Here is a 20,375-nt window from a genome sequence, read left to right as displayed (position 1 = left end):
GCTTGCCAGCTGCGGTTATGCTCGCCACATCCATGTCTGATGGAAATCCGCGCCCCCGCCATTGTCTGTGCCAGCCGTGCCCATGGCGAAACCGCGGCCATCGCTCGGGTGTTCACGCACGAATTCGGGATGCTGGCGGGCTATGTCGCGGGCGGGAGGGGCAGGCAGATGCGGCCCGTTCTTATTCCCGGTAACGTGGTGGAGGCGGATCTTCGCGCGCGTTCGGCAAGCCAGTTGCCGTTCCTGAAACTCGAACTCGTCACCAGTCGCGGGCCTTGGCTGACCGAGCCTTTGCCCGCGTCCGCGATCGGTTGGGCGACGACGCTGGCTGCAACAGTGCTGCCCGAACACAATCCCTATCCTTCGTTGCACGATGCCTTGTCGGGTCTGCTCGATGCGATCTGCAATGCGCCGTCGGCGCGGATGTGGGCGCTGGCCATGGCCAAGTATGAGATTCTGATGCTGCGCGAACTGGGTTTCGGTGGCGGAGAGATGCCTCCGCAAGCGCAGGACTGGGACGTAATTCTTGCGATCATGGATGCGACGGGAAGGCAATTATCCCGCAGGCTGCTTGCAGATCGCCGCACGAATGTTATGGGCGCGCGCGAAGTCATGATGCAGCGGCTGGCACGGATCTCCGGCGGATGAGCCTGCTGCGTCACAGGAAAATCGAAAGGCATCAGGCATGAAGATCGCGGTATTCCCCGGTGACGGTATCGGTCCCGAAGTCACGGCACAGGCCCTGCGCGTTCTTGAAGCCCTGCCGCTGAAGGTCTCGCTGCTCGAAGGCGATGTCGGCGGTATCGCCTACAAGCGCCACGGCCACCCGCTGCCCGAAGAAACGCTGGTCGCCGCGCGCGAGGCGGACGCGATCCTGTTCGGCGCGGTCGGCGATTTCGATTGCGATCACCTTGAACGTCATCTGCGCCCCGAACAGGCGATCCTTGGCCTGCGCCGCGAACTGAACCTGTTCGCCAATCTTCGCCCTGCCAAGGTGTTTGAAGGGCTGGAACACACCAGCGCGCTGAAGCCGGAAATCGCGGGCGCGATCGACCTGTTGATCGTGCGCGAGTTGAACGGCGACGTCTATTTCGGCGAAAAGGGCATGCGCAAGACCGACGCGGGCCTGCGCGAAGGGTATGACATCATGTCCTATGACGAAGGCGAGGTCCGCCGCATCGCCATCGCCGGTTTCGAAGCCGCGCAAAAACGTCGTGGCCGCCTGTGCAGCGTGGACAAGGCCAACGTTCTGGAAACCAGCCAGCTGTGGCGCGACGTCGTGATCGAAACGCACGCCGATTATCCCGACGTGGAACTGACCCACATGTACGTCGACAACGCGGCGATGCAGCTGGTGAAGAACCCGGGGCAGTTCGACGTGGTGGTCACCGGCAACCTGTTCGGCGACATCCTGTCGGACCAGGCGTCGATGTGTGTCGGCTCGATCGGCCTTCTGGCCAGCGCCTCTTTGGGCGAGCGCAAGACCGAATATGGCACCTTCGGCCTTTACGAACCGATTCACGGCAGCGCGCCCGACATCGCTGGCAAGGGCATCGCCAACCCGATGGCCACCGTGCTCAGCCTGGCCGAACTGCTGCGCCATTCGCTGGGACAGGAAGAATTGGCCCAGCGTGTCGAGAACGCAGTTGCGAAGGCGCTGGCCGATGGTATTCGGGGCGGCGATCTTGGTGGGGATTCGAATTGCGCCGAAATCGGTGACGCAATCTTAACGCGCCTCTGAGATAATTACTGAAATTCATCTGGCTGGGGGGCCTAATGAACTTTGAAAAGGGTGCGCCTGTTTCGGGCGCGAAAGAAAAGCGGCCTTGCACTTTGTGCGCGCTGGAATTGATCTACCTGATCGGGATCCCGCTGGGAATCCTGGTCTCGTCTTCACAGATGTGGCCCTATCCGGCGGTTCATTTCACAGCCGTGGCGATAGCGGTGCTGACGGTGACGCGGCTGCGCTGGGCGCTGTCGTGGCTGCTGCTTTCGGCAGGGTGCATCGGGTTCCTGATCTTCGTGCCGATGGGCGCGATGTTCCAGTTTTCCCGCTTTGCCGGGAACGACATGGCTTACCTGCGCTTCGCGCTGGTCATGTTCATGGGCGCGGCGACGCTGGTCCTGCTGTGGATGCCGTCGACGACACGCTGGCTGCGTGCCAAGGGAGGGCGGTTCGCCAACGCGCTTCTGTAACGTCCGGCTGGACGAACGGGCGCGAAACGGCGATTGGTCGCATCGATGCTGAAACTCGCCGTCATTCTCCCGACCTTCAACGAACGTGAAAACCTGGCCTCGCTGGTAAAGCGCATGGCCGCATCGCTCGACAGTGCGCTGGGCATCGGGGGGTGGGAAGCGATCTTCGTCGACGACGATTCGCAAGATGGCACGGCAGAGGAGGCGCGAACCCTATCGCGCGCCGACCACCGCGTCCGCGTGATCCAGCGGATCGGCAGGCGCGGTCTTGCCAGTGCCGCGATCGAAGGGATGATGGCCACCGCCGCGCCCTATGTCGCGGTGATGGACGCCGACCATCAGCACGATCCCGCGCTTCTGCCGCAGATGGTGAAGGCGCTGCAAAGCGGAGAGGCGGACGTCTGCGTCGCCAGCCGCTTTGCGCCCGGTGCCAGCATGGCCGACTGGAACCGGCCCGACCGTGAGAAACAGTCCGAGCTGGCCAATCGCATCGCGCGCAAGCTGACAGGCGTGGACCTGTCCGACCCGATGAGCGGCTATTTCATGCTGCCTGCCAGCACTTTGCGTGAGGTCGCGCCGCGGCTATCCGGGATCGGCTTCAAGATCCTGCTCGACATCCTCTCGACGTCGGAGCGCAAGTTGACGGTCAAGGAATTCCCGCTGTCGTTCGCGGCGCGGGCCGCAGGAGAATCCAAGCTGGACCAGGCCATCGCGTTCGAATTCCTCGTCGGTCTTTACGACAAGACGCTGGGTCGTTTCATCCCGACGCGCTTTGCCCTGTTCGGCACGATCGGCGCGCTGGGCGTGGTCGTGCATCTTGCGGTGCTGTGGCTGCTGTTCAAGATTTTCGGGACGGGGTTCCTCTATGGCCAGATCGGCGCGGTGATCGCGGCCATGACCTTCAACTTCATCCTCAACAACGAACTGACTTACGCCGACAAGCGGATCCATTCGCTGGGCGGTTTGATCGTGGGCTGGCTGAAGTTCGCGCTGACCTGTTCGATCGGCGCTTTCGCCAATGTCGGCGTGGCAGAGGCGCTGGTCAGCCGCGGGGCGCACTGGGTGCTGGCCGCAATCGCGGGCATCGTCATCGGATCGGTCTGGAACTACGCCCTGTCCAGCCGCTTCGTCTGGGGCCGGTTCTAGGCTTCGGAAATCTTGCGCAGGCGATGGGCGGCTTTCGCGGCCTTGCCCTTTTCCATGTCGTGGCAATCGCTTTCGATCAACTGGTCGATCTGCTCCGCCGCGCGTGCCAGCACGTTTTGCAGCGCCAGCTTCTCTTGTTGAGAATTGGCAAGGGCGTGGCGCAATTCGGCCTTGCTCTTCTCGCCATTGCGATCTGGTTCCGGGGTTTGTGTCATCTCAGCGAAAAAATCGCCAAAGCGCCCTGTGGTTCCGATCAGCGCCAGTTCGTGAACCAGGCGTATTCGACGAAGCTGTTTTTCCCGGCCAACGGCTGGGTCGTCAGGATAGGCAGGAAATAGACGAAAAATAGAGTGCTGGCGGCAAGAAAGGCGGGTGCCGCGCGCCGGTGGAGCCGCCATGGCGGATTGCGCCAGACCCAGTGATCGACCGCCAGCGCCAGCGCCACCATCAGGAACTGGGCGCTGATCAGGTAGTGATAGTAGAACTGCACCGGCTTGGGCGCGGCGATCCACAGCGCCAGTGCCGCGCCCCATGCGCCCACGGCCATCAGGCAGTCCATCCGCCCGCGCACCAGCCCCAGCCACAGGCACCCCGCAAGCGCGGCGAGGCCCGTCAACATGGTCAGCGGATTGCCCAGGAACAGCATTCCGCGCCAGGCCCCTTCGTACTCTTCGTAGAAATACCAGATCGGCCGCCAGTCGATCACCCACTGCCACCAGCGGGACATGTAGGGATGGTCCTTCTTCACGCTCTCCTGCAGGTCCAGCATGTAGCCCTGCCACGAAACCGGCCCGGTGAAGCGCGGGTTGGGACTGTCGAGCAGCCAGATCGTCGTGAAGCTGGCAAGGTAGACCGCCACCGGCAGCAGGCCGAGCCAGACAAACGCTTCCACGATCGTCATGTCCCCCAGCGGCCGTCGCGCGCCCGTGAATTTCGCGCGCAGATTGCCGATGAACACGCACAGTCCCGCAAAGGCGATGACCGGTGCCGCGTTCCATTTGACCGCCAGTGACAGCCCGAACAGCAGGCCGGCAAGAATCACCCGCGCCCGCACGTGCCTGCCCGTTCCCGCCGCCACCAGCGACCAGCAGCCCAGCATCAGAAAGCCGAGCATGTAGATGTCGAGCATGGCGACGCGTGACTGGACCAGCAGCAGGAAATTCGTTGACACCAGCACGCCCGCGGCCAGCGCGGCAAAGCGCGACCCGCTGGCGAGCCACGTCATCCGCATCACCGCGAACAGTGTCAGCACGCCGAACAGGACCGATCCGGCGCGCCAGCCGCCCGGATTGTCGCCCAGCATCTGTATCGACAGCGCGATCATCTGCTTGCCCAGCACCGGGTGTTCCGGGTTCAGCAGGATTTCGCCAGCCACCCATGCCCGTGACGCGGGCAGGTAATGGGTTTCGTCGAAAATCGGGATGGCCACTTCGGCAAGACCCCAGAGGGCAAGCCCTGCAAAGATCAGCGTGATCAGCAGCATCCAGCCGAGGGGATCGCGTTCGCGCGGGATCGTTGTCGCAACCGGCTGCATCGCCGACTGCGAGTAACGTCAGCCGCCCGGCCATGCAATCGCGATTGCATGGGTCACGGGGCGGCGCTAACGGCAGGGCCATGAAACGCACGACAGGACAGGACCGCTCCATCACTCGCAACTGGCGTCCGGCCACGCAGGCCGTTCGCGCAGGCACCTGGCGCAGCGAGATGGGCGAGACGAGCGAGGCGATCTTCGCCACTTCGGGTTATACTTACGAAGATGCCGCCACTCCGGCCGCGCGCTTTGCGGGCGAGCAGGACGGCATGACTTATTCGCGCCTGCAGAACCCCACCGTGCAGATGCTGGAAGAACGTATCGCGATCCTTGAGGGGGCAGAGGCGTGCCGCACGCAGGCATCGGGCATGGCCGCGATGACCGCCGCGCTGCTGTGCCAGCTTTCCGCAGGGGACCACATCGTTGCCGCGCGCGCCGCGTTCGGATCGTGCCGCTGGCTGGTGGACAGCCTGCTGCCGCGCTTCGGGATCGAGGGCACGGTCATCGATTCGACCGACAATGCCGCCTGGGAAGCCGCGATCCGGCCCAATACCAAGGTCTTCTTCTTCGAAACCCCGGCGAACCCCACGCTCGACATCGTCGACCTGGAATACGTCTGCGGCCTTGCGAAGGCGCACGGCATCACCACCGTCGTCGACAACGCGTTCTGCACGCCGATCATGCAGCGCCCGATGGATTTCGGCGCCGACGTCGTGGCCTATTCCGCGACGAAGCTGATGGACGGGCAGGGCCGCGTGCTGGCCGGTGCGGTTTGCGGCAGCGAGGAATTCATCAACGACAAGCTGCTGCCGTTTCAGCGCAACACCGGGCCGAACCTGTCGCCGTTCAATGCGTGGGTCGTCCTGAAGGGGCTGGAAACGCTGCACCTGCGTGCGCGCCAGCAGTGCGACAATGCGCTGAAGCTGGGCCGTTTCCTGGAAGATCGCGTTCCCACGATTCTGCATCCGGGGCTGGAACGCCACCCGCAGTACGCGCTGGCGAAGAAGCAGATGACGATGCCGGGCTGCATCTTCTCGATCGTTCTGGACGGCGGACGCGAACAGGCTCACGCCTTTCTCGATGCGCTGGAACTGATCGATCTTTCGAACAATATCGGGGACGCGCGTTCGCTGATGTGCCATCCTGCCAGCACGACTCATCACTCTGTCGGGCCGGACGCGCGGGCAGAGATGGGTGTTTCGGAAGGAATGCTGCGCCTTAATGTCGGACTTGAAGATGCGGACGATCTCATCGAAGACCTCACGCGGGGGCTGGCAGCCGCCGGTCTCTAGCAAGTTGGCACGCATCGTCAGCCGGGCAGACGCTTGAACCGCGATAACGATAGCGAATCCGGTCAGCCCGACCGTGGGGCCGGCGATATCGTCGGCGCGCAGTCCGGCAGCGATGCGCCGGCGCGGTCGTTGACCGACATTGCGCCCGAGGCGCTTCTGGCCGCGATCGTCGAGGGTACCGACGACGCCATCATCTCGAAGACGCTGGACGGTATCGTGACCAGCTGGAATCCCGGTGCAGAGCGGCTTTTCGGGTATACCGCCGAAGAAATGGTGGGCCAGTCGATGCGCAAGCTGATCCCCGAGGAGCGAGATACGGAGGAGGACGCGATCCTTCGCCAGATCGCGGCGGGGCGGCGGGTATCCTCGCTTCACACGACGCGTCTTCGCAAGACCGGTGCACCGGTGCGCGTGTCGGTCACGGTGTCACCGGTGCGCGATGCCAGCGGCCAGATCATCGGCGCCAGCAAGATCGCCCGCGATGTCGGCGCACTGGAACTGGCGCGGCAGCAGCTGGCCGAAAGCGAACGCCGCTTCAAGATGCTGGCCGACAATATGTCGCAGCTGGCCTGGATCGCGGATTCGCAGGGTTCTATCTTCTGGTACAACCAGCGCTGGTTCGATTACACCGGTACGACCATGTCCGACATGGAAGGATGGGGGTGGAAGTCGGTTCATCACCCCGACCATGTCGACCGGGTCGTCGCACGCATCCAGAAAAGCTGGGACAGCGGGGAAGCGTGGGAAGACACCTTCCCGCTGCGGGGCCGTGACGGCCGTTATCGCTGGTACCTGTCGCACGCGCGGCCGATCCACGACGCCGATGGCAGGATCGCCTATTGGTTCGGCACCAATACCGACATCACCGAACAGCGTGAGCAGGCGGAATCGATCGAAAGGCTGCTGACCGAGGTGAACCATCGGTCCAGGAACATGCTGACGGTCATCCAGTCGCTTGCGCGGCGTTCGGCTCCGGGCAACGATGCTTTCCTGAAACGTTTCGTACGCCGGCTTGAGGCACTGGCCGCGAACCAGGACCTGCTTGTCCAGCGGAGTTGGACGCGGGTGGAAATGCACGAACTGATCCGCGCGCAGCTCGCCTTTGCGCTGGATATCGCGGGTACGCGGCTCGAATTCGACGGACCGGAAATCGACATCACGGCGCGCGGGGCCGAAACGTTGGGCATGGCGCTGCACGAACTGGCGACCAATGCGCTGAAATACGGTGCGCTGTCGGTCGATGGCGGGACGGTCGCGATCGCGTGGGAAGAACGCGGCGGCCGGTTTCGGCTAACCTGGCACGAAAGTGGCGGTCCCAAAGTCGCACCGCCCGGCCGCGCAGGCTTCGGCACTTCGGTCATTCGCGACATTCCGGTCACCGCTCTCGACGCGGCGACCAGCTACGAATTCCTGCCGGGCGGGGTCAGTTGGTCGTTTGAATGCAAATCGGCCAACGTCGTTGCCGAATGACGGGCCATTCGGCTCGGTCTTTCCACCGCGACGAACATATGCGCGTTTGCGATTGCGGCGAGTGATCGTCTAGGCTCTGTCACGAGATGATGAACCAGTTCTTCAACCACGTCGCCGTTACCAACGGCATCACCGTGCGGGTTGCCGCAAGCTTCCTGCCCGAACAGTCGCAGGTTGCAGCGGGGCGCTGGTTCTGGGCCTATCACATCCGGATCGAGAACGGCGGCGAGGAACCGGTTCGCCTCATCACGCGGCACTGGCGCATCACCGACGGGAACGACCGGGTCAGCCTTGTCGATGGCGAGGGTATCGTCGGCGAAATGCCGCGGCTGGAGCCGGGGGAAAGCCACGATTACGTGTCGGGCTGTCCGCTCGAAACCTCGCACGGATCGATGGAGGGGTATTACGGCTTCGTCCTCGATGACGGCACGAAGTTCGAGGCGGCGATCCCGTTCTTCCCGCTCGCCGCCCCGGCCACTACGCGCTGATAAGGCGCGTGCGCTGAACTAGCGCGACTTTCCGATCCCCGGCACGATCATGCCGACCCGCTTGCGATATTCGGTATAGGCCTCGCCCAGCGCATGGGTCAGGTCGCGTTCCTCCCACCGGATCGCCATCAGGACATAGACCGACATCACCGCTGCAAACAGCAGGTGCCCCACGGTCATCACCGGAATGGCCCAGAACGCGACCAGCATCCCGAAATAGAGCGGATGGCGGACATAGCGGTAGAACATCGGTTCGCGAAACTTCGGCCCATGATCGTTCCTGCCGCTAAAGCCGAACCATGCCTGGCGCAGGCCGAACAGTTCGAAATGGTCCAGCATCCACGTCGACAGGAACACGATCGTCCAGCCTGCCGCGAACAGCGCCCACAGGACGGTGGCCGCAGTGCCCTCGGTCGCCCAGACGACGGCCGGTATCGGCTGCCACAGAGCGAACATCACCCACAGCACGACGACCGTGGCCAGGACATAGACGCTGCGTTCAATGCTTGGGTGGATATGTTGCGTCAGCTTTCTCTTGAACCCGCTGCGCGCCATGACCGAATGCTGAAGCCCGAACAGCGATATCAGGAAGACGTCGACGACCGCCGCGGACACGGGGTCGAGCACGCCGCCCGCATCGATGGTCTTGGGCACGTAAAGATTGCCGACAAAGGCGGCGAGATAGAGGAATGTCGCGAAGAACAGCAGGTATGACGCGACGGCGAAGGCTAGGCGAATGGCACCCATGACGAGTCCTCCCCATAAGGACATCGCGACCCCGGATCGGCCGATCATACCACCATTCAGGATATTTGCTAAATGGCCGGGGCGGGGCCCGTTACCTCATCATCTTTCGCAGGGTGCAGGATGGCCCAGCCGGACAGGAACAGCCCCGCCACGAGCGGTCCCGCCACGATGCCGCTGACCCCGAACGCGGCGATGCCGCCAAGGGTGGAGACGAGGATGATCCAGTCGGGGATACCCGTGTCACGCCCGACCAGGATGGGCCGCAGCACGTTGTCGGCCATGCCGATCACGGCCACGCCCGACACGATGACCAGAACGCCCTGCCAGATATCGCCGATGGCCAGCAGGTAGACCGCCGCCGGCAGCCAGACGATCGCGGGGCCAAGCGCGGGCAACAACGAAAAGATCGCCATCAGCATGCCGAACAGGACTGCGGCGGGAAGTCCCGCGATCCAGAACGTGATCGCGCCCAGCGCACCCTGGACAAGGCCGACGACGACCGATCCCTTGATCGTGGCGCGGATGATTGCGACGAAGCGGTCGACGACTTGCCGCGAAACGTCGGGCGGCATGGGCAGGGCGCGGCGCACGGCATGGCCGATGGCACGCCCGTCGCGCAGCAGGAAGTACGTGACGTAAAGCCCGACACCGAAGGACAGCACGAAGCCCAGCGCCCCGCCGCCGATGGCAAGCGCCCGCGTCGCGATCAGCCCGACGGAATCGCGCGCGATCTCCGTTACCTTGTCGCGCAGCATCTCGAACTCGCCATAGCCCGAATTGTCGAGCAGGACCTGCATCCGCGTGGGCAATCCGTCATGCACGCGATCGAAGATCGTGCCCGCGTCGATTTCCTGTCCCTGCAAGGCAAGGTAGATGCCGGTCGCCTGGTCGATGACCATGGTACCGATCACCATTGCCGGGACCAGCACCGCGACCGTGATGATCAGCAGTGAGGCGAGCGCGGCATAGTTCTTGCGCCCGCGCAGCAGGATCAGCATCCGCCGGTTGAGCGGCTGGAACATGATCGCGGCCAGAAGCGCCCAGAACAGCGGGGGCAGGAAGGGCCAGGCGATGTAAAGCGTCGCCAAAGTAATCCCGGCAAGGAACAGCAGGAAGCCGCCCCGTTCGATCCGATCCCTGTCCATGCAAAACCACCCCGAATTGAACCGGCCTGCAAGATAGACGCCGCGCGCGCGGGTGTCTGCCCGCCTGCCGGTTTCGTCCACGGACATGCCTATGCCGTTGCCCGTTGCCCGTTGCCCGTTGCCCTCAGGGGCCGCTCGGCCTAAAGCGCGGCTTGCAATGAAGCGGACGCATCTTCCCCTCAATGGCCTGCGCGTGCTCGACGCGGCGGCCCGTCACTTGTCGTTCACTCGCGCGGCGGACGAACTGGCCGTAACACCCGCCGCGGTGGGTCAGCAGATTCGCGCGCTGGAAGACCTGCTGGGCGTCGTGCTGTTCCGCCGCACGCCCAAGGGGCTGGAACTGACGGACGAGGCGACTGCAGGGCTCGATTCCCTGCGCGAGGGGTTCCTGCGGTTCGAGGAAGCGGTCGAGGCGATGCAGGCGGGCCAGTCCAGCCACAACTTCACCTTTGCCGCGCCGCGCGATTTCTTCGGTGCATGGTTCGCGCACCGGCTTGCCGAATTCCGCAAGGCCCAGCCCGATACCCGCTTCCACATGGCGGGCGGCGCGCAGACCGACTTTACCGAGGCGAATCTCGATTTCGCGGTGCGCCTTGCCGATGGTCCCGGCGATCATGAGGGCGTCCTGCTGCGTCCCGGCCGGGTGGTTGCCGTGTCGGCGCCCGATGGTTCGCGCGGCTGGATCGCGTGGCCCGGCGGCCCCGCGCCCGATGGCGAAGAGCCGATGATGCAGGTCGCCACGCCCGGTCAGGCGCTGTCTGCCGCGATGGCGGGACTGGGGCGGACGGTCCTGCCGCTCGAACTGGTCGAACGCGCGATCAAGTCGGGTGAACTGATTGCCGAGGGCGAAATCGAAGACAGCCGCTATGGCTACTGGTTCATTGCCCCGCGTCCGCAGTGGCGGCAGAAGAAGGTGAAGGCGCTGGTCGCGTTTCTGACCGGCGAGGCCTGACCGGCCCGGAACACGTCAGCGCGGCAACATCCGCCATGCCGCCTCGCTGGCAGGGATCCTGCCTTTCAATCCGCCTTCGACCGCGCGTTCTTCAAGGCATGTCAGGTCGTAGTTTTCGGCAAAGAGCCGTTCCACTTCTGCCGTGTCTATCGAAAAGGGCGGTCCTTCCATTTGCGCCTGGTCATAGGCGAAAGTGATCAGCAAGCGGCTGGCCGATGGTGCCAGTGCGCGCAGTTGCCGGGAATAGGAGTCGCGCATCGATCCCGGCATGGCGACAAGCGAGGCACGGTCGTAAATCGCGTCCACCGCGCCAAGCGCCGCGCCGTCCAGCGCGAAGAGATCGCCGGAATAGATCGTGATGGACCCTGCCGAAAATCGGGTCAGCGGGCCGTGTCCGGCGATGTCCGGTTCCACGTCCATTTCCTCGAAGAACTGTCCCACGGCCTTCGCGCTCAATTCCACGCCGACCACTTCGAAGCCTTGCCCCGCCAGCCAGACCATGTCCTGCGCCTTGCCGCACAGGGGCACGAAAATCCGCGAACCCGGCGCAAGGTTCAGCGCCGGCAAGTGGCGGACCAGCAATTCGTTTGCGGTCCCCTCATGAAACCCGATCTCCATCGCGTCCCAGCGTGCGTGCCAGAAATCGGCTTCCATCGATCGGTTCCTTGCGCTTGCGCGCCGGCGGGCGCGGTGAATCGGGTTCGCGCCTTCCCATAATGCAAACGACCCCGCCCCGTAAGAGGCGGGGCCGTTCCCCCACGTCTGTTCGCCGCCGTCAGGGCAGGCGCCAGACAATCCTGCTGGAATAGGTGCCGGAAATGGCATCCCCGTTACCATCGCGCGCCGCTTCGAAACGGGCGCGGCGGGCAAGCGAGGTGCAAGCCGCCTTGTCGAGTTCGGCCGCCCCGCTTGAAGACGTGACGGTGCAATCGGTGACTCGCCCGCGCGCATCGATGGACAGGCGGAAATCGGTCGTCCCCTCGATCCCGCGGCGGATCATCCGCGACGGGTAGTCGTCCTGGGTCACCCAGTCGCCGGGATTACCCTTGGGCGCAGCGGCCTTGGGCTTGTAGAGCGGGGCGGGTTCGGTCGCTTCGACCGGGAGCGGAAGGATCTCGTTCACGCGGCCCGACGGAAAAGTGTCGGGAACGGGCACCTTGGGCACGACGAAATCGGTGTCGATCTCGAAGGGCGAATCCATCGGCGTGATCTTCGTGTCGGGCACGGGGACTTGGCGAACATCGTCCTGCACCGGCTCTACCGGGTCGAGCGGGACGAAGACGTCTTCTTCGATGAAGCGGCTCTCGATCGTGGTTTTCTTGATCGTGTCGATCACGCCGCCTGCAAAGCCGCTCAGCAAGGCATAGCCCAGCCCTACGTGAATGATGGCGACGGTTGCGATAGTCCGCGTCCGGTTCGGACCGTGGCTGGTATCGGAATAGGCCATTGGCACCCTCTCCTCGTGGGCGCTTCGGGCGCTTGTTCCTGGCGCGCCCTGTAAGCGCGGTGAGGCGGCCAGCCTACCACGGGCCGGGCGAGGTGCCTAAATCATTTGATAGAGGGTGCTTTTCAGCACTCCGGCGGGACGACGAGGGCATCGCAAGGCGCGCTCGACAGCAGCTGGCTCGCCGTGCTGCCCAATGCCGCGTGGCGGAACCCGCCGCAGCCCTGCGTGCCCAGCACCATCAGGTCGGCATCGTGCGCGTTGACGGCGTCCAGCACCGCACGCTCGGCCCCGCCGTCGCGGGTTTCGGCCTTGATGCGCTTCTTCAGGGCAGGGGGCAGGCCCGCATCGGCCAAGAACGTGTCCAGCGCCTTCTTCGCCTCTTTCTCGGTATCCTCGCGCACGTGCAGCGCCTTTTGCCAGCCCGCGAAAGGCACGTGCCAGCCGTGGACGACGTGGATCGGCGGATCGGGGAACAGCTCGCCCGCAGCGCGGATCGCCCCGGCTGACGTATCGGACAAGTCCGTCCCGGCCACCAGTCGTTCGTAAGCCCCGTGGGACCGGCGCTTTACCACCAGCACTGGCACCAGCGTCTGGCGCAGCAGGTGGTCGACCGCGGTGCCCAGGAAATAGTCGCCGATGTCGTTGAACCGCGCCACGCCCGTCACGATCAGCTGCGCACCGATTTCGTCGGCAAGGCGCGGGATTTCCAGCGGGGCGGAGCCGACCGGCAGTTCCAGCCGCGCCTCGACCCCGTTGGGGATCACGTCCTGCAACGCGGCGCGCGCGGCGTCCATGTCCTGCGCCCGCTTGCTGCCGGGCTTCACCACGTGGACGGCGACGAGTTCCACCCCCCGCAGCTTTGCCATCATGGCGGCGCGATCGATCGCGCGGTCGTCTCTGGCGGAGAGGTTGGTGGCGACTAGGACAGGACCTTTCATGCCATCAGCCTATGCAAAGCGCCCCCCTCACGCAATCCCCTCACGCAATCCCCTCGCGCCCCTCCATCCTCGCCCGCATCAGGTCGAGCTTGCGGTTGATGGAATCGATGATCTCCTGCTCGTCCGGCCCGTTCGCCTCGGCGCGCTCGGCGTCGGAGCCATAGCGGTGGGCGCGGCGGTGGCGCAGCATGAACATGGTGAGCGCGTCGTTGTGGCGGCGATACCACGCCACGACCTTGCCGCCGCTGACGACGGGGCGCAGATCGCCCTCCATCGCTCGGATGAGCGCGGTATCTTCCAGCCGCGCCATGCCCAGATCGACCGCCTTGTCCCACGCCCTGGCAAAGCCTTCCGCCCCGCCGCGGGCGCGCAGGCGGTAGAGCGCCTCCAGACTGGCCCCGATCTCGCGCGCGGCCTGCGTGACCGATCCGGTTGCGGCCAGTGCCGCGATGAAGGCGCGCTGGCGAGGCGGCGTGATGGAGTTGCGACGCGGCGCCTTGTGCTCGAACGGGGTAAAGTTCAGCAGCGGATCGTCGGGAGAGGGCGGATCGGCGGCAAAGGCGAGATAGGACGTGCGCCGCGAAGGGCGCGCCGACCGGCAGCGCAGCGGGCCTTCCGGTGCCGGAGCGCTTCCCACCTCATCCGGGCGCAAAACCGCTCCCCACTTTTGCTGATGAGGTTGGGGCACCCAGCAAGACGCATCGGGGTTGGCGCTCACCTCGCTCGGCGGCTCTGTCCAGTATAGTTGGGGCGAGGGCCGCGAAGCGCGTCTGGCAGCCCGCCTTGCCTCACGCGCGGTATCGCAGCCGCGCGCCGCGTCCCACGCCTTGCGAAACCCCTCGGCCCCTTTCGCATAACGCAGCTTCTCCAGCCCCGCGACCGAGACCCCGACCTCCCGCGCCGCCTCTCCCACGAGGCCGGTCCGGGCCAGCGCATCGATGAACGCCCTCTGCCGCTCAGGCGTTAGGCGAGCATGGGCGGCACGCTCGACGGGCGTGAAGGGGAAGGGGGTAGGCATGAGCGCGCTCCGGTGCGGGGGACGGGGCGCTGGGGATTAGGGAGCGGGAGGGGTGTAGGAAAATAACTTAAGGTATATCCCTAAAAAGTTCGGAAAAAATCTCATGAAGCTCTGGCGGTCTCCCTTCCGCCAACGGCTCAGAAATGACCGTTAGGTCTTCCGCGCCTTCAAGCAATCGGATTGCCTCCAATGCTCGTTGAGGCTTTGACCCAAACTCAGCTTCAAAAGGATAGTAGTCTTCAATGGCGCCTTTCGAGAGAATGCAGATGCCATGCTGTCTCAGAGCATCCAGAATGGGGGTGATTTTCGCTCGGCAAGCTTCGTGATCTCGGCACGCTCGAACGCGGGCGACATCTTGTTCCCAAGTAAACAACTTATCGAAAGTGCCGACGTCTTCGTCTGAAATCTTTCCAGTTTCTTGTATCTTCCTTAGAATAAATTTTGCCCTTCCATATCGCTGCTTCCAACTGGCCTGACAAACTTTATCCTTAATTTGACGTCTGTTTAGCTCTGCAGGGATAGAATTTTCTTCAATGAAGGTATCGACTTCGGCAATGGCTTGAGCGCGCAATTCATTAAGGTCAGGCGGGGCACCCAAATGTTCATACCCTTCAAACAAGGCGTCTAAGTCAGCGACGACCTTCACCTCTAGGCCAAATGCCTGAAAGAAATTACGAAATTTTGCAAAGTTCCCTTTTCCAGATACACGCACCATCGACACTGACTTGGCATCGAAATCCCAACTCGGATCGAGCAGACCTGCGACATGCTTGCAAAATGCGTCATCCGACTCCCCCTCGAAGAGGACGACTCTCCTGCTAAAAAATGCGGCGTCAGCATTCTCGAAACGAGCAAGGCGGAACGTCTCTGCTTTATCAATGTCGAGAGCAAAGTTTACCGTGTGAAAGCGGCTAATTGGCTTGGGCAGGCTGGCTTCTTTCGTAATCCTGACAAAGTTAGCAGTTACTCCGGGAGAAAAAAATAGAGGAGAGTGGGTTGTGACAATAACTTGGTTGTTCTGGCTGATCTGGGCTAGCGTGCGGAACAGTACTTTTTGCGAGCTAGGGTGAAGATACAACTCTGGCTCTTCAAATAAAAATATTAGTGGCCTTCTTTTTGTGGGATTATCATCATCGCTTTCAATAACGGCTGCATCTTCGAATTGATTTCTCTGCTCGACGTAAGTTTGAAGTAAGGCGAAGGTTAAAGACCTCTTCAGACCATCTCCCTTATTATCAATGAGATCCCTCGACCCGTCATCAATATAGATCTGAGCTGTATTGAGGATTGTCTTTAATTCCGGCTTTGGTACATCCAGCTCTAGTGAAATCTTAGGAAAGTTCAGCCTTAAATATGACTGAATAGATGCCTCCAGTTGCTGGACACGTTCATGTCGATTGTCACTGACACCTTCATCGGTGGTGATTCGATTGAGAAGGCCGTCAAGATCAGCAAGCGATTGCTCTATTTGTTCAAACGCTGGCTGCATGCCTTCAAGCAGCAGACCTAGCAGCCTGCCGAATGGAGTTGATTGGCTTGTCTTAAGGTCGTCAGAAAAATTTTTGACTGCCGGAATGTATATCGCTTCAGGGATCAATTGCCCTATAGACGTCGGTATTCCAGTCGGAAGAGGCGTTTCTGCTAACTCGAAGTCATTTCTCGGCAATTCAGAAATCTTATTTGCTAGGTATGCCTTTGCCCCGGTAATGTTCAGGTCGGGAGGGCAGCCTTCACTGAACTCAGGGTATCTATCAGTTAATGTCTGGCTTACCGCAGGCGGGCGAAGACCGGCAAAGACGTCGTTAATTACGTCATCTCGATAACTTGGATTTACTGGGATTAACTTCAGGGTCGTTGTTTCGCACTTTTGCCCACAATTAAATCTGATGATTAGTCTCAATGTCTCATCATCAAGTATGGCCGAGATTCTATTTCGATGTTCAGGGGCTAACCGATTTAGGTGTGTGGCATTCACACCGCTGAACTTTAGTGTGAATTCGACTGGAATTGCGGGGTCATAGTATAGCGCCTCAGCCAACTGCCCACTTCTGTTCAATCCGGTGGCTATTGCCTGAAGGACAGATGATTTGCCGGAATTATTTTCGCCAACGAGGCAGCCGAACTGACTGGGTATAAACTCACAGTCCTTTAGTCCTTTAAAATTTTTTATTTTGATCGAATCTAGTATCATTGCGACCTCCACTTTCGCAATTATGTAGGTTATTGTCGCGGTCGAAAAGCTGCCTCTTGGAGTTTCCCACACTTGACCCACCCCCCGAATCCGCGTAGGGGCGCGGCCAGTCGAGGGGTTGGGTTTATCCAACGCCAACACTCATAGAGCTGAACATTGCCGGTGAGACGGTAAGGCTCGCGTTTCAAGCGCGGGTCTTTTTCCTTTTGGAAACGGGGTCATACCCGCCGGGTATCCGCGCAAAGTAACCTGCATCTTCGCAGGTGGAGCGTTTCGGTTCGTGCGGGTTTTCAGACCGGCTTGCCTTTCGCCATGCGAAGGCCTTGGCCGCAACCCGCGTGATCCTTCACTCCATCGCTGATGCAAACGGCTCGAAACAGGTTTTTTGCCTGAACCCATCCGCATGTGCGCGGGGGAGGGCGCAACCCGGCGGGGGAAACCCTGTCGGTCAACGAAGGAAGCGAAATGCCCACTATCAACCAGCTGGTCCGCAAGGGCCGCGTTCCGCAGAAGGCCAAGAGCAAGGTCCCTGCGATGGAGCAGAACCCGCAGAAGCGCGGCGTTTGCACCCGCGTTTATACGACGACCCCGAAGAAGCCGAACTCGGCACTTCGCAAGGTTGCCAAGGTCCGTCTCACCAACGGCCGAGAAGTCATCAGCTACATCCCGGGCGAAGGCCACAACCTGCAGGAGCACTCCGTTGTGCTTATCCGCGGCGGCCGTGTTCGCGACCTTCCCGGTGTGCGTTACCACGTCCTTCGCGGCGTGCTCGACACCCAGGGCGTCAAGGACCGCAAGCAGAGCCGTTCGAAGTACGGCGCGAAGCGTCCGAAGTGATCATGCCGGGGGCATGGTCATCCTCGAAAAATCGCAATCGGCGATTTTGTCGGGGATCCAGTCCCAAGGTTTTTTGAGTTCAACGCCATTCCATCTCTGGATCCCCGCCTGCGCGGGGATGACGAATTGAGAAGGTTGGCGCCAAGAAGAAGGAAGCAAACGACATGTCACGTCGTCGTCGTCCCGAGAAGCGGGAAATCCTGCCCGATCCCAAGTTCGGTGATCAGGTCCTGTCGAAGTTCATGAACAACCTCATGCTCGACGGTAAGAAGGCCGTTGCCGAAAAGATCGTCTATGGCGCTCTCGACACCGTCGAAGCCAAGGCCAAGACCGATCCGGTCCAGCTGTTCCACGATGCCCTTGGCAACGTCATGCCGCAGATCGAAGTCCGTAGCCGCCGCGTCGGTGGTGCGACCTACCAGGTCCCCGTCGAAGTCCGCCCCGAGCGTGCCCAGGCGCTGGCCATCCGCTGGCTGATCACGGCTGCGCGCAACCGTCCGGAAACGACCATGTCGGCGCGCCTGTCGGGCGAACTGATGGATGCCTCGAACAACCGCGGCAACGCCGTGAAGAAGCGCGAGGACACCCACCGCATGGCCGACGCAAACCGCGCGTTCTCGCACTACCGCTGGTAAGGCGTATCTACGGCGCGGCAGACAGTGTCTGTCGCGTCTTCAGATGGTCACAATGATCACTATATGGGGCAGGTCTTCCTGACTTACCCCGAACCCCTCAAGGAATTTTCCATGGCGCGCGAATATCCGCTGGATCGCTATCGCAACATCGGCATCATGGCCCACATCGATGCCGGCAAGACGACCACGACCGAGCGTATCCTCTACTACACCGGCAAGTCCTACAAGATCGGCGAAGTCCACGACGGCGCCGCCACCATGGACTGGATGGAGCAGGAGCAGGAACGCGGCATCACGATCACGTCGGCTGCCACCACCACCTTCTGGACGCCCGAAGATCCGAAGATGGATCCCCGCTCGGCTCCCGAAGACCTTCGCGCTGAAATGCCGAAGTACCGCATCAACATCATCGACACCCCCGGCCACGTCGACTTCACGATTGAAGTCGAACGCTCGCTGCGCGTGCTCGACGGTGCGGTCGCGGTCTTCGACGGCGTCGCAGGCGTCGAACCGCAGTCCGAAACCGTCTGGCGCCAGGCCGACAAGTACGGCGTCCCCCGGATGTGCTTCATCAATAAGTTGGACCGCACCGGCGCCGACTTCTATTACTGCGTACAGTCGATCATCGACCGTCTTGGCGCGAAGCCGCTGGTGCTCTATCTCCCGATCGGCGCGGAAAGCGACCTGCAGGGTGTTGTCGACCTCGTTAACAACCGCGGCATCGTGTGGCAGGCGGAAGACCTGGGCGCGAAGTATGAATTCGTCGACATCCCGGCCGACATGGCTGACAAGGTCGCCGAATACCGCGAACAGCTGATCGAGACCGTTGTCGAACAGGACGACGATGTCATGGAAGCTTACCTCGAAGGTAACGAGCCCGACGTCGCAACGCTCAAGGGTCTGATCCGCAAGGGTACCATGGCGCGCGATTTCGTGCCGGTGACCTGCGGTTCGGCGTTCAAGAACAAGGGCGTTCAGCCCCTGCTCGACGCGGTCGTCGACTACATGCCGTCGCCGCTCGATGTTCCGGCCATCAAGGGCGTTCTGCCCGACAGCGATGAAGAACAGACCCGTCCGTCGAGCGACGACGAGCCGTTCTCGGCGCTGGCCTTCAAGATCATGAACGACCCGTTCGTCGGATCGCTCACCTTCACGCGCATCTATTCGGGCAAGCTCGCCAAGGGTGCGGTCCTGAACTCGGTGAAGGATAAGAAGGAAAAGATCGGCCGCATGCTGCTGATGCACTCCAACAACCGTGAAGACATCGATGAGGCCTTCGCTGGCGATATCGTGGCCATCGCGGGTCTCAAGGAGACGACGACCGGTGACACGTTGTGCGCACCGAACGCTCCGATCATTCTTGAGCGTATGGAGTTCCCCGAGCCGGTCATCGAGCTGTCGGTCGAGCCCAAGACCAAGGCCGACCAGGAAAAGATGGGCGTTGCCCTCAATCGCCTGGCTGCCGAGGATCCCTCGTTCCGCGTTTCGACCGATCACGAATCGGGTCAGACGATCATCAAGGGCATGGGCGAACTTCACCTCGACATTCTCGTCGATCGCATGAAGCGCGAATTCAAGGTCGAAGCCAACGTCGGTGCGCCGCAGGTCGCCTATCGCGAATACCTCGCGAAGCCGGTCGACGTCGACTACACCCACAAGAAGCAGTCGGGCGGCTCGGGCCAGTTCGGCCGCGTCAAGCTCAAGGTCACCCCCGGTGAGCGTGGACAGGGCTTTGTCTTCGACGACAACATCAAGGGCGGTAACATTCCTAAGGAATATATCCCCGCGATCGAAAAGGGTCTGCGCGAGCAGGCCGAGAGCGGCTACCTGGTCGGCTTCCCGATCATCGACTTCACCGTCGAACTCTACGACGGTGCGTACCACGACGTCGACTCGAGCGCGATTGCGTTCGAAATCGCCGGTCGCGGCGCGATGCGCGAAGTTGCGCAGAAGTCGGGTATCAAGCTGCTCGAACCGATCATGAAGGTCGAGGTCGTCACGCCCGAGGATTATCTCGGCGACGTGATTGGCGATCTCAACTCGCGTCGTGGCCAGATCCAGGGCACCGACAGCCGCGGTAACGCACAGGCTGTCGAAGCCAACGTGCCGCTGGCCAACATGTTCGGCTACGTCAACGAACTGCGCTCGTTCACCCAGGGCCGTGCCCAGTACTCGATGCAGTTCAGCCACTACGACGAGGTCCCGGCGAATGTCGCGGCCGAAGTCAAGGAGAAGCTTGCTTAAGCTTCCTGAACGGTCTAGGGGCGGCGCCTGATTCAGCGGGTGCCGTCTCTGTCCCGCCTAAAATCAAAATTGATCAACAGATCCAGACGAACAGAGGT

General features: G+C 62.1%; 20 protein-coding genes. 11 read left to right on the top strand and 9 right to left on the bottom strand.

The genetic code is table 11. The annotated features are described in order from the left end of the window. The first annotated feature begins 39 nt into the window (after window positions 1-39). The 4 genes from recO to FAX90_RS03825 are packed head-to-tail and all read left to right on the top strand — an operon-like array spanning window position 40 to window position 3,342. Window positions 40-648 carry a DNA repair protein RecO gene (gene recO / locus FAX90_RS03840; protein ID WP_144095674.1) on the top strand — a complete coding sequence of 203 codons (609 nt, stop codon included), beginning with the start codon at window positions 40-42 and terminating at the stop codon, window positions 646-648. Between the two features lie 37 nt (window positions 649-685). Beyond that, window positions 686-1,741, top strand: coding sequence for a 3-isopropylmalate dehydrogenase (leuB, locus tag FAX90_RS03835; RefSeq protein WP_144095672.1), 1,056 nt, complete (start codon window positions 686-688; stop codon window positions 1,739-1,741). Between the two features lie 35 nt (window positions 1,742-1,776). Next, window positions 1,777-2,196 (top strand): hypothetical protein, encoded by a 420-nt coding sequence (locus tag FAX90_RS03830; protein WP_144095670.1) that lies wholly within the window; start codon window positions 1,777-1,779, stop codon window positions 2,194-2,196. A gap of 45 nt (window positions 2,197-2,241) precedes the next feature. Beyond that, window positions 2,242-3,342: a glycosyltransferase gene (locus FAX90_RS03825; RefSeq protein WP_144095668.1), complete on the top strand. Its 1,101-nt coding sequence runs from the start codon at window positions 2,242-2,244 to the stop codon at window positions 3,340-3,342. Here the strand turns inward: FAX90_RS03825 and FAX90_RS03820 are convergent. Beyond that, window positions 3,339-3,557: a hypothetical protein gene (locus FAX90_RS03820; RefSeq protein WP_144095666.1), complete on the bottom strand. Its 219-nt coding sequence runs from the start codon at window positions 3,555-3,557 to the stop codon at window positions 3,339-3,341. The two genes, FAX90_RS03825 and FAX90_RS03820, sit on opposite strands and share 4 nt — an antisense overlap. Window positions 3,558-3,595: 38 nt before the next feature. Continuing rightward, window positions 3,596-4,876, bottom strand: coding sequence for a phospholipid carrier-dependent glycosyltransferase (locus FAX90_RS03815; protein WP_144095664.1), 1,281 nt, complete (start codon window positions 4,874-4,876; stop codon window positions 3,596-3,598). A gap of 80 nt (window positions 4,877-4,956) precedes the next feature. Between FAX90_RS03815 and FAX90_RS03810 the strand changes: the two genes are divergently transcribed. From FAX90_RS03810 to apaG, 3 genes are all read left to right on the top strand, one after another. Beyond that, entirely contained in the window at window positions 4,957-6,165 is a 1,209-nt protein-coding gene (locus FAX90_RS03810) for a trans-sulfuration enzyme family protein (RefSeq protein WP_144095662.1), read from the top strand. Between the two features lie 33 nt (window positions 6,166-6,198). Then, window positions 6,199-7,635, top strand: coding sequence for a sensor histidine kinase (locus FAX90_RS03805; protein WP_240704702.1), 1,437 nt, complete (start codon window positions 6,199-6,201; stop codon window positions 7,633-7,635). A gap of 89 nt (window positions 7,636-7,724) precedes the next feature. After that, the gene (apaG, locus tag FAX90_RS03800) at window positions 7,725-8,123 is read left to right on the top strand and encodes a Co2+/Mg2+ efflux protein ApaG (protein ID WP_144095660.1); all 399 of its coding nucleotides are present in this window, start codon (window positions 7,725-7,727) and stop codon (window positions 8,121-8,123) included. A gap of 18 nt (window positions 8,124-8,141) precedes the next feature. Here the strand turns inward: apaG and mddA are convergent, their stop codons facing one another. Together mddA and FAX90_RS03790 are read right to left on the bottom strand one after the other, a co-directional pair. Further along, on the bottom strand, window positions 8,142-8,870 hold the full coding sequence (gene mddA, locus FAX90_RS03795; RefSeq protein ID WP_144095658.1) for a methanethiol S-methyltransferase: 729 nt from the start codon (window positions 8,868-8,870) through the stop codon (window positions 8,142-8,144). A 68-nt stretch (window positions 8,871-8,938) separates the two neighbouring features. After that, window positions 8,939-10,102, bottom strand: coding sequence for an AI-2E family transporter (locus FAX90_RS03790; protein WP_240704701.1), 1,164 nt, complete (start codon window positions 10,100-10,102; stop codon window positions 8,939-8,941). A 70-nt stretch (window positions 10,103-10,172) separates the two neighbouring features. Here FAX90_RS03790 and FAX90_RS03785 point away from each other — a divergent pair, with 70 nt between their 5' ends. After that, the gene (locus FAX90_RS03785) at window positions 10,173-10,967 is read left to right on the top strand and encodes a LysR family transcriptional regulator (RefSeq protein WP_144095656.1); all 795 of its coding nucleotides are present in this window, start codon (window positions 10,173-10,175) and stop codon (window positions 10,965-10,967) included. Window positions 10,968-10,982: 15 nt separating this feature from the next. Here the strand turns inward: FAX90_RS03785 and tmpT are convergent, their stop codons facing one another. The 5 genes from tmpT to FAX90_RS03760 all read right to left on the bottom strand — a co-directional run bounded on the left by tmpT (window position 10,983) and on the right by FAX90_RS03760 (window position 16,561). Further along, on the bottom strand, window positions 10,983-11,621 hold the full coding sequence (tmpT, locus tag FAX90_RS03780) for a thiopurine S-methyltransferase (protein WP_144095654.1): 639 nt from the start codon (window positions 11,619-11,621) through the stop codon (window positions 10,983-10,985). A 121-nt stretch (window positions 11,622-11,742) separates the two neighbouring features. Beyond that, window positions 11,743-12,414: an energy transducer TonB gene (locus FAX90_RS03775; protein WP_144095652.1), complete on the bottom strand. Its 672-nt coding sequence runs from the start codon at window positions 12,412-12,414 to the stop codon at window positions 11,743-11,745. A 122-nt stretch (window positions 12,415-12,536) separates the two neighbouring features. Beyond that, a complete protein-coding gene (locus FAX90_RS03770; RefSeq protein WP_144095650.1) occupies window positions 12,537-13,352 on the bottom strand; it encodes a universal stress protein in 816 nt (271 codons plus the stop codon). A 40-nt stretch (window positions 13,353-13,392) separates the two neighbouring features. Continuing rightward, window positions 13,393-14,370: a hypothetical protein gene (locus tag FAX90_RS16780; RefSeq protein WP_240704700.1), complete on the bottom strand. Its 978-nt coding sequence runs from the start codon at window positions 14,368-14,370 to the stop codon at window positions 13,393-13,395. A 67-nt stretch (window positions 14,371-14,437) separates the two neighbouring features. After that, a complete protein-coding gene (locus FAX90_RS03760; protein WP_144095648.1) occupies window positions 14,438-16,561 on the bottom strand; it encodes an ATP-dependent nuclease in 2,124 nt (707 codons plus the stop codon). A gap of 465 nt (window positions 16,562-17,026) precedes the next feature. Here FAX90_RS03760 and rpsL point away from each other — a divergent pair, with 465 nt between their 5' ends. The 3 genes from rpsL (at window position 17,027) to fusA (ending at window position 20,277) form a co-directional block, all read left to right on the top strand. Next, the gene (gene rpsL, locus FAX90_RS03755; protein ID WP_047820267.1) at window positions 17,027-17,398 is read left to right on the top strand and encodes a 30S ribosomal protein S12; all 372 of its coding nucleotides are present in this window, start codon (window positions 17,027-17,029) and stop codon (window positions 17,396-17,398) included. 164 nt (window positions 17,399-17,562) lie between these two features. Continuing rightward, complete coding sequence (gene rpsG, locus FAX90_RS03750) at window positions 17,563-18,033, top strand: 30S ribosomal protein S7 (protein WP_144095646.1); 471 nt, start codon at window positions 17,563-17,565, stop codon at window positions 18,031-18,033. 111 nt (window positions 18,034-18,144) lie between these two features. Then, window positions 18,145-20,277: an elongation factor G gene (gene fusA, locus FAX90_RS03745; protein WP_144096823.1), complete on the top strand. Its 2,133-nt coding sequence runs from the start codon at window positions 18,145-18,147 to the stop codon at window positions 20,275-20,277. The last annotated feature ends 98 nt before the right edge of the window (window positions 20,278-20,375 follow it).

The organism is Croceicoccus sediminis (assembly GCF_007570835.1).
GTDB lineage: Bacteria > Pseudomonadota > Alphaproteobacteria > Sphingomonadales > Sphingomonadaceae > Croceicoccus > Croceicoccus sediminis.
Note: the sequence above shows the minus strand (reverse complement) of the source record. Positions and strands in the feature narration are given on the sequence as shown.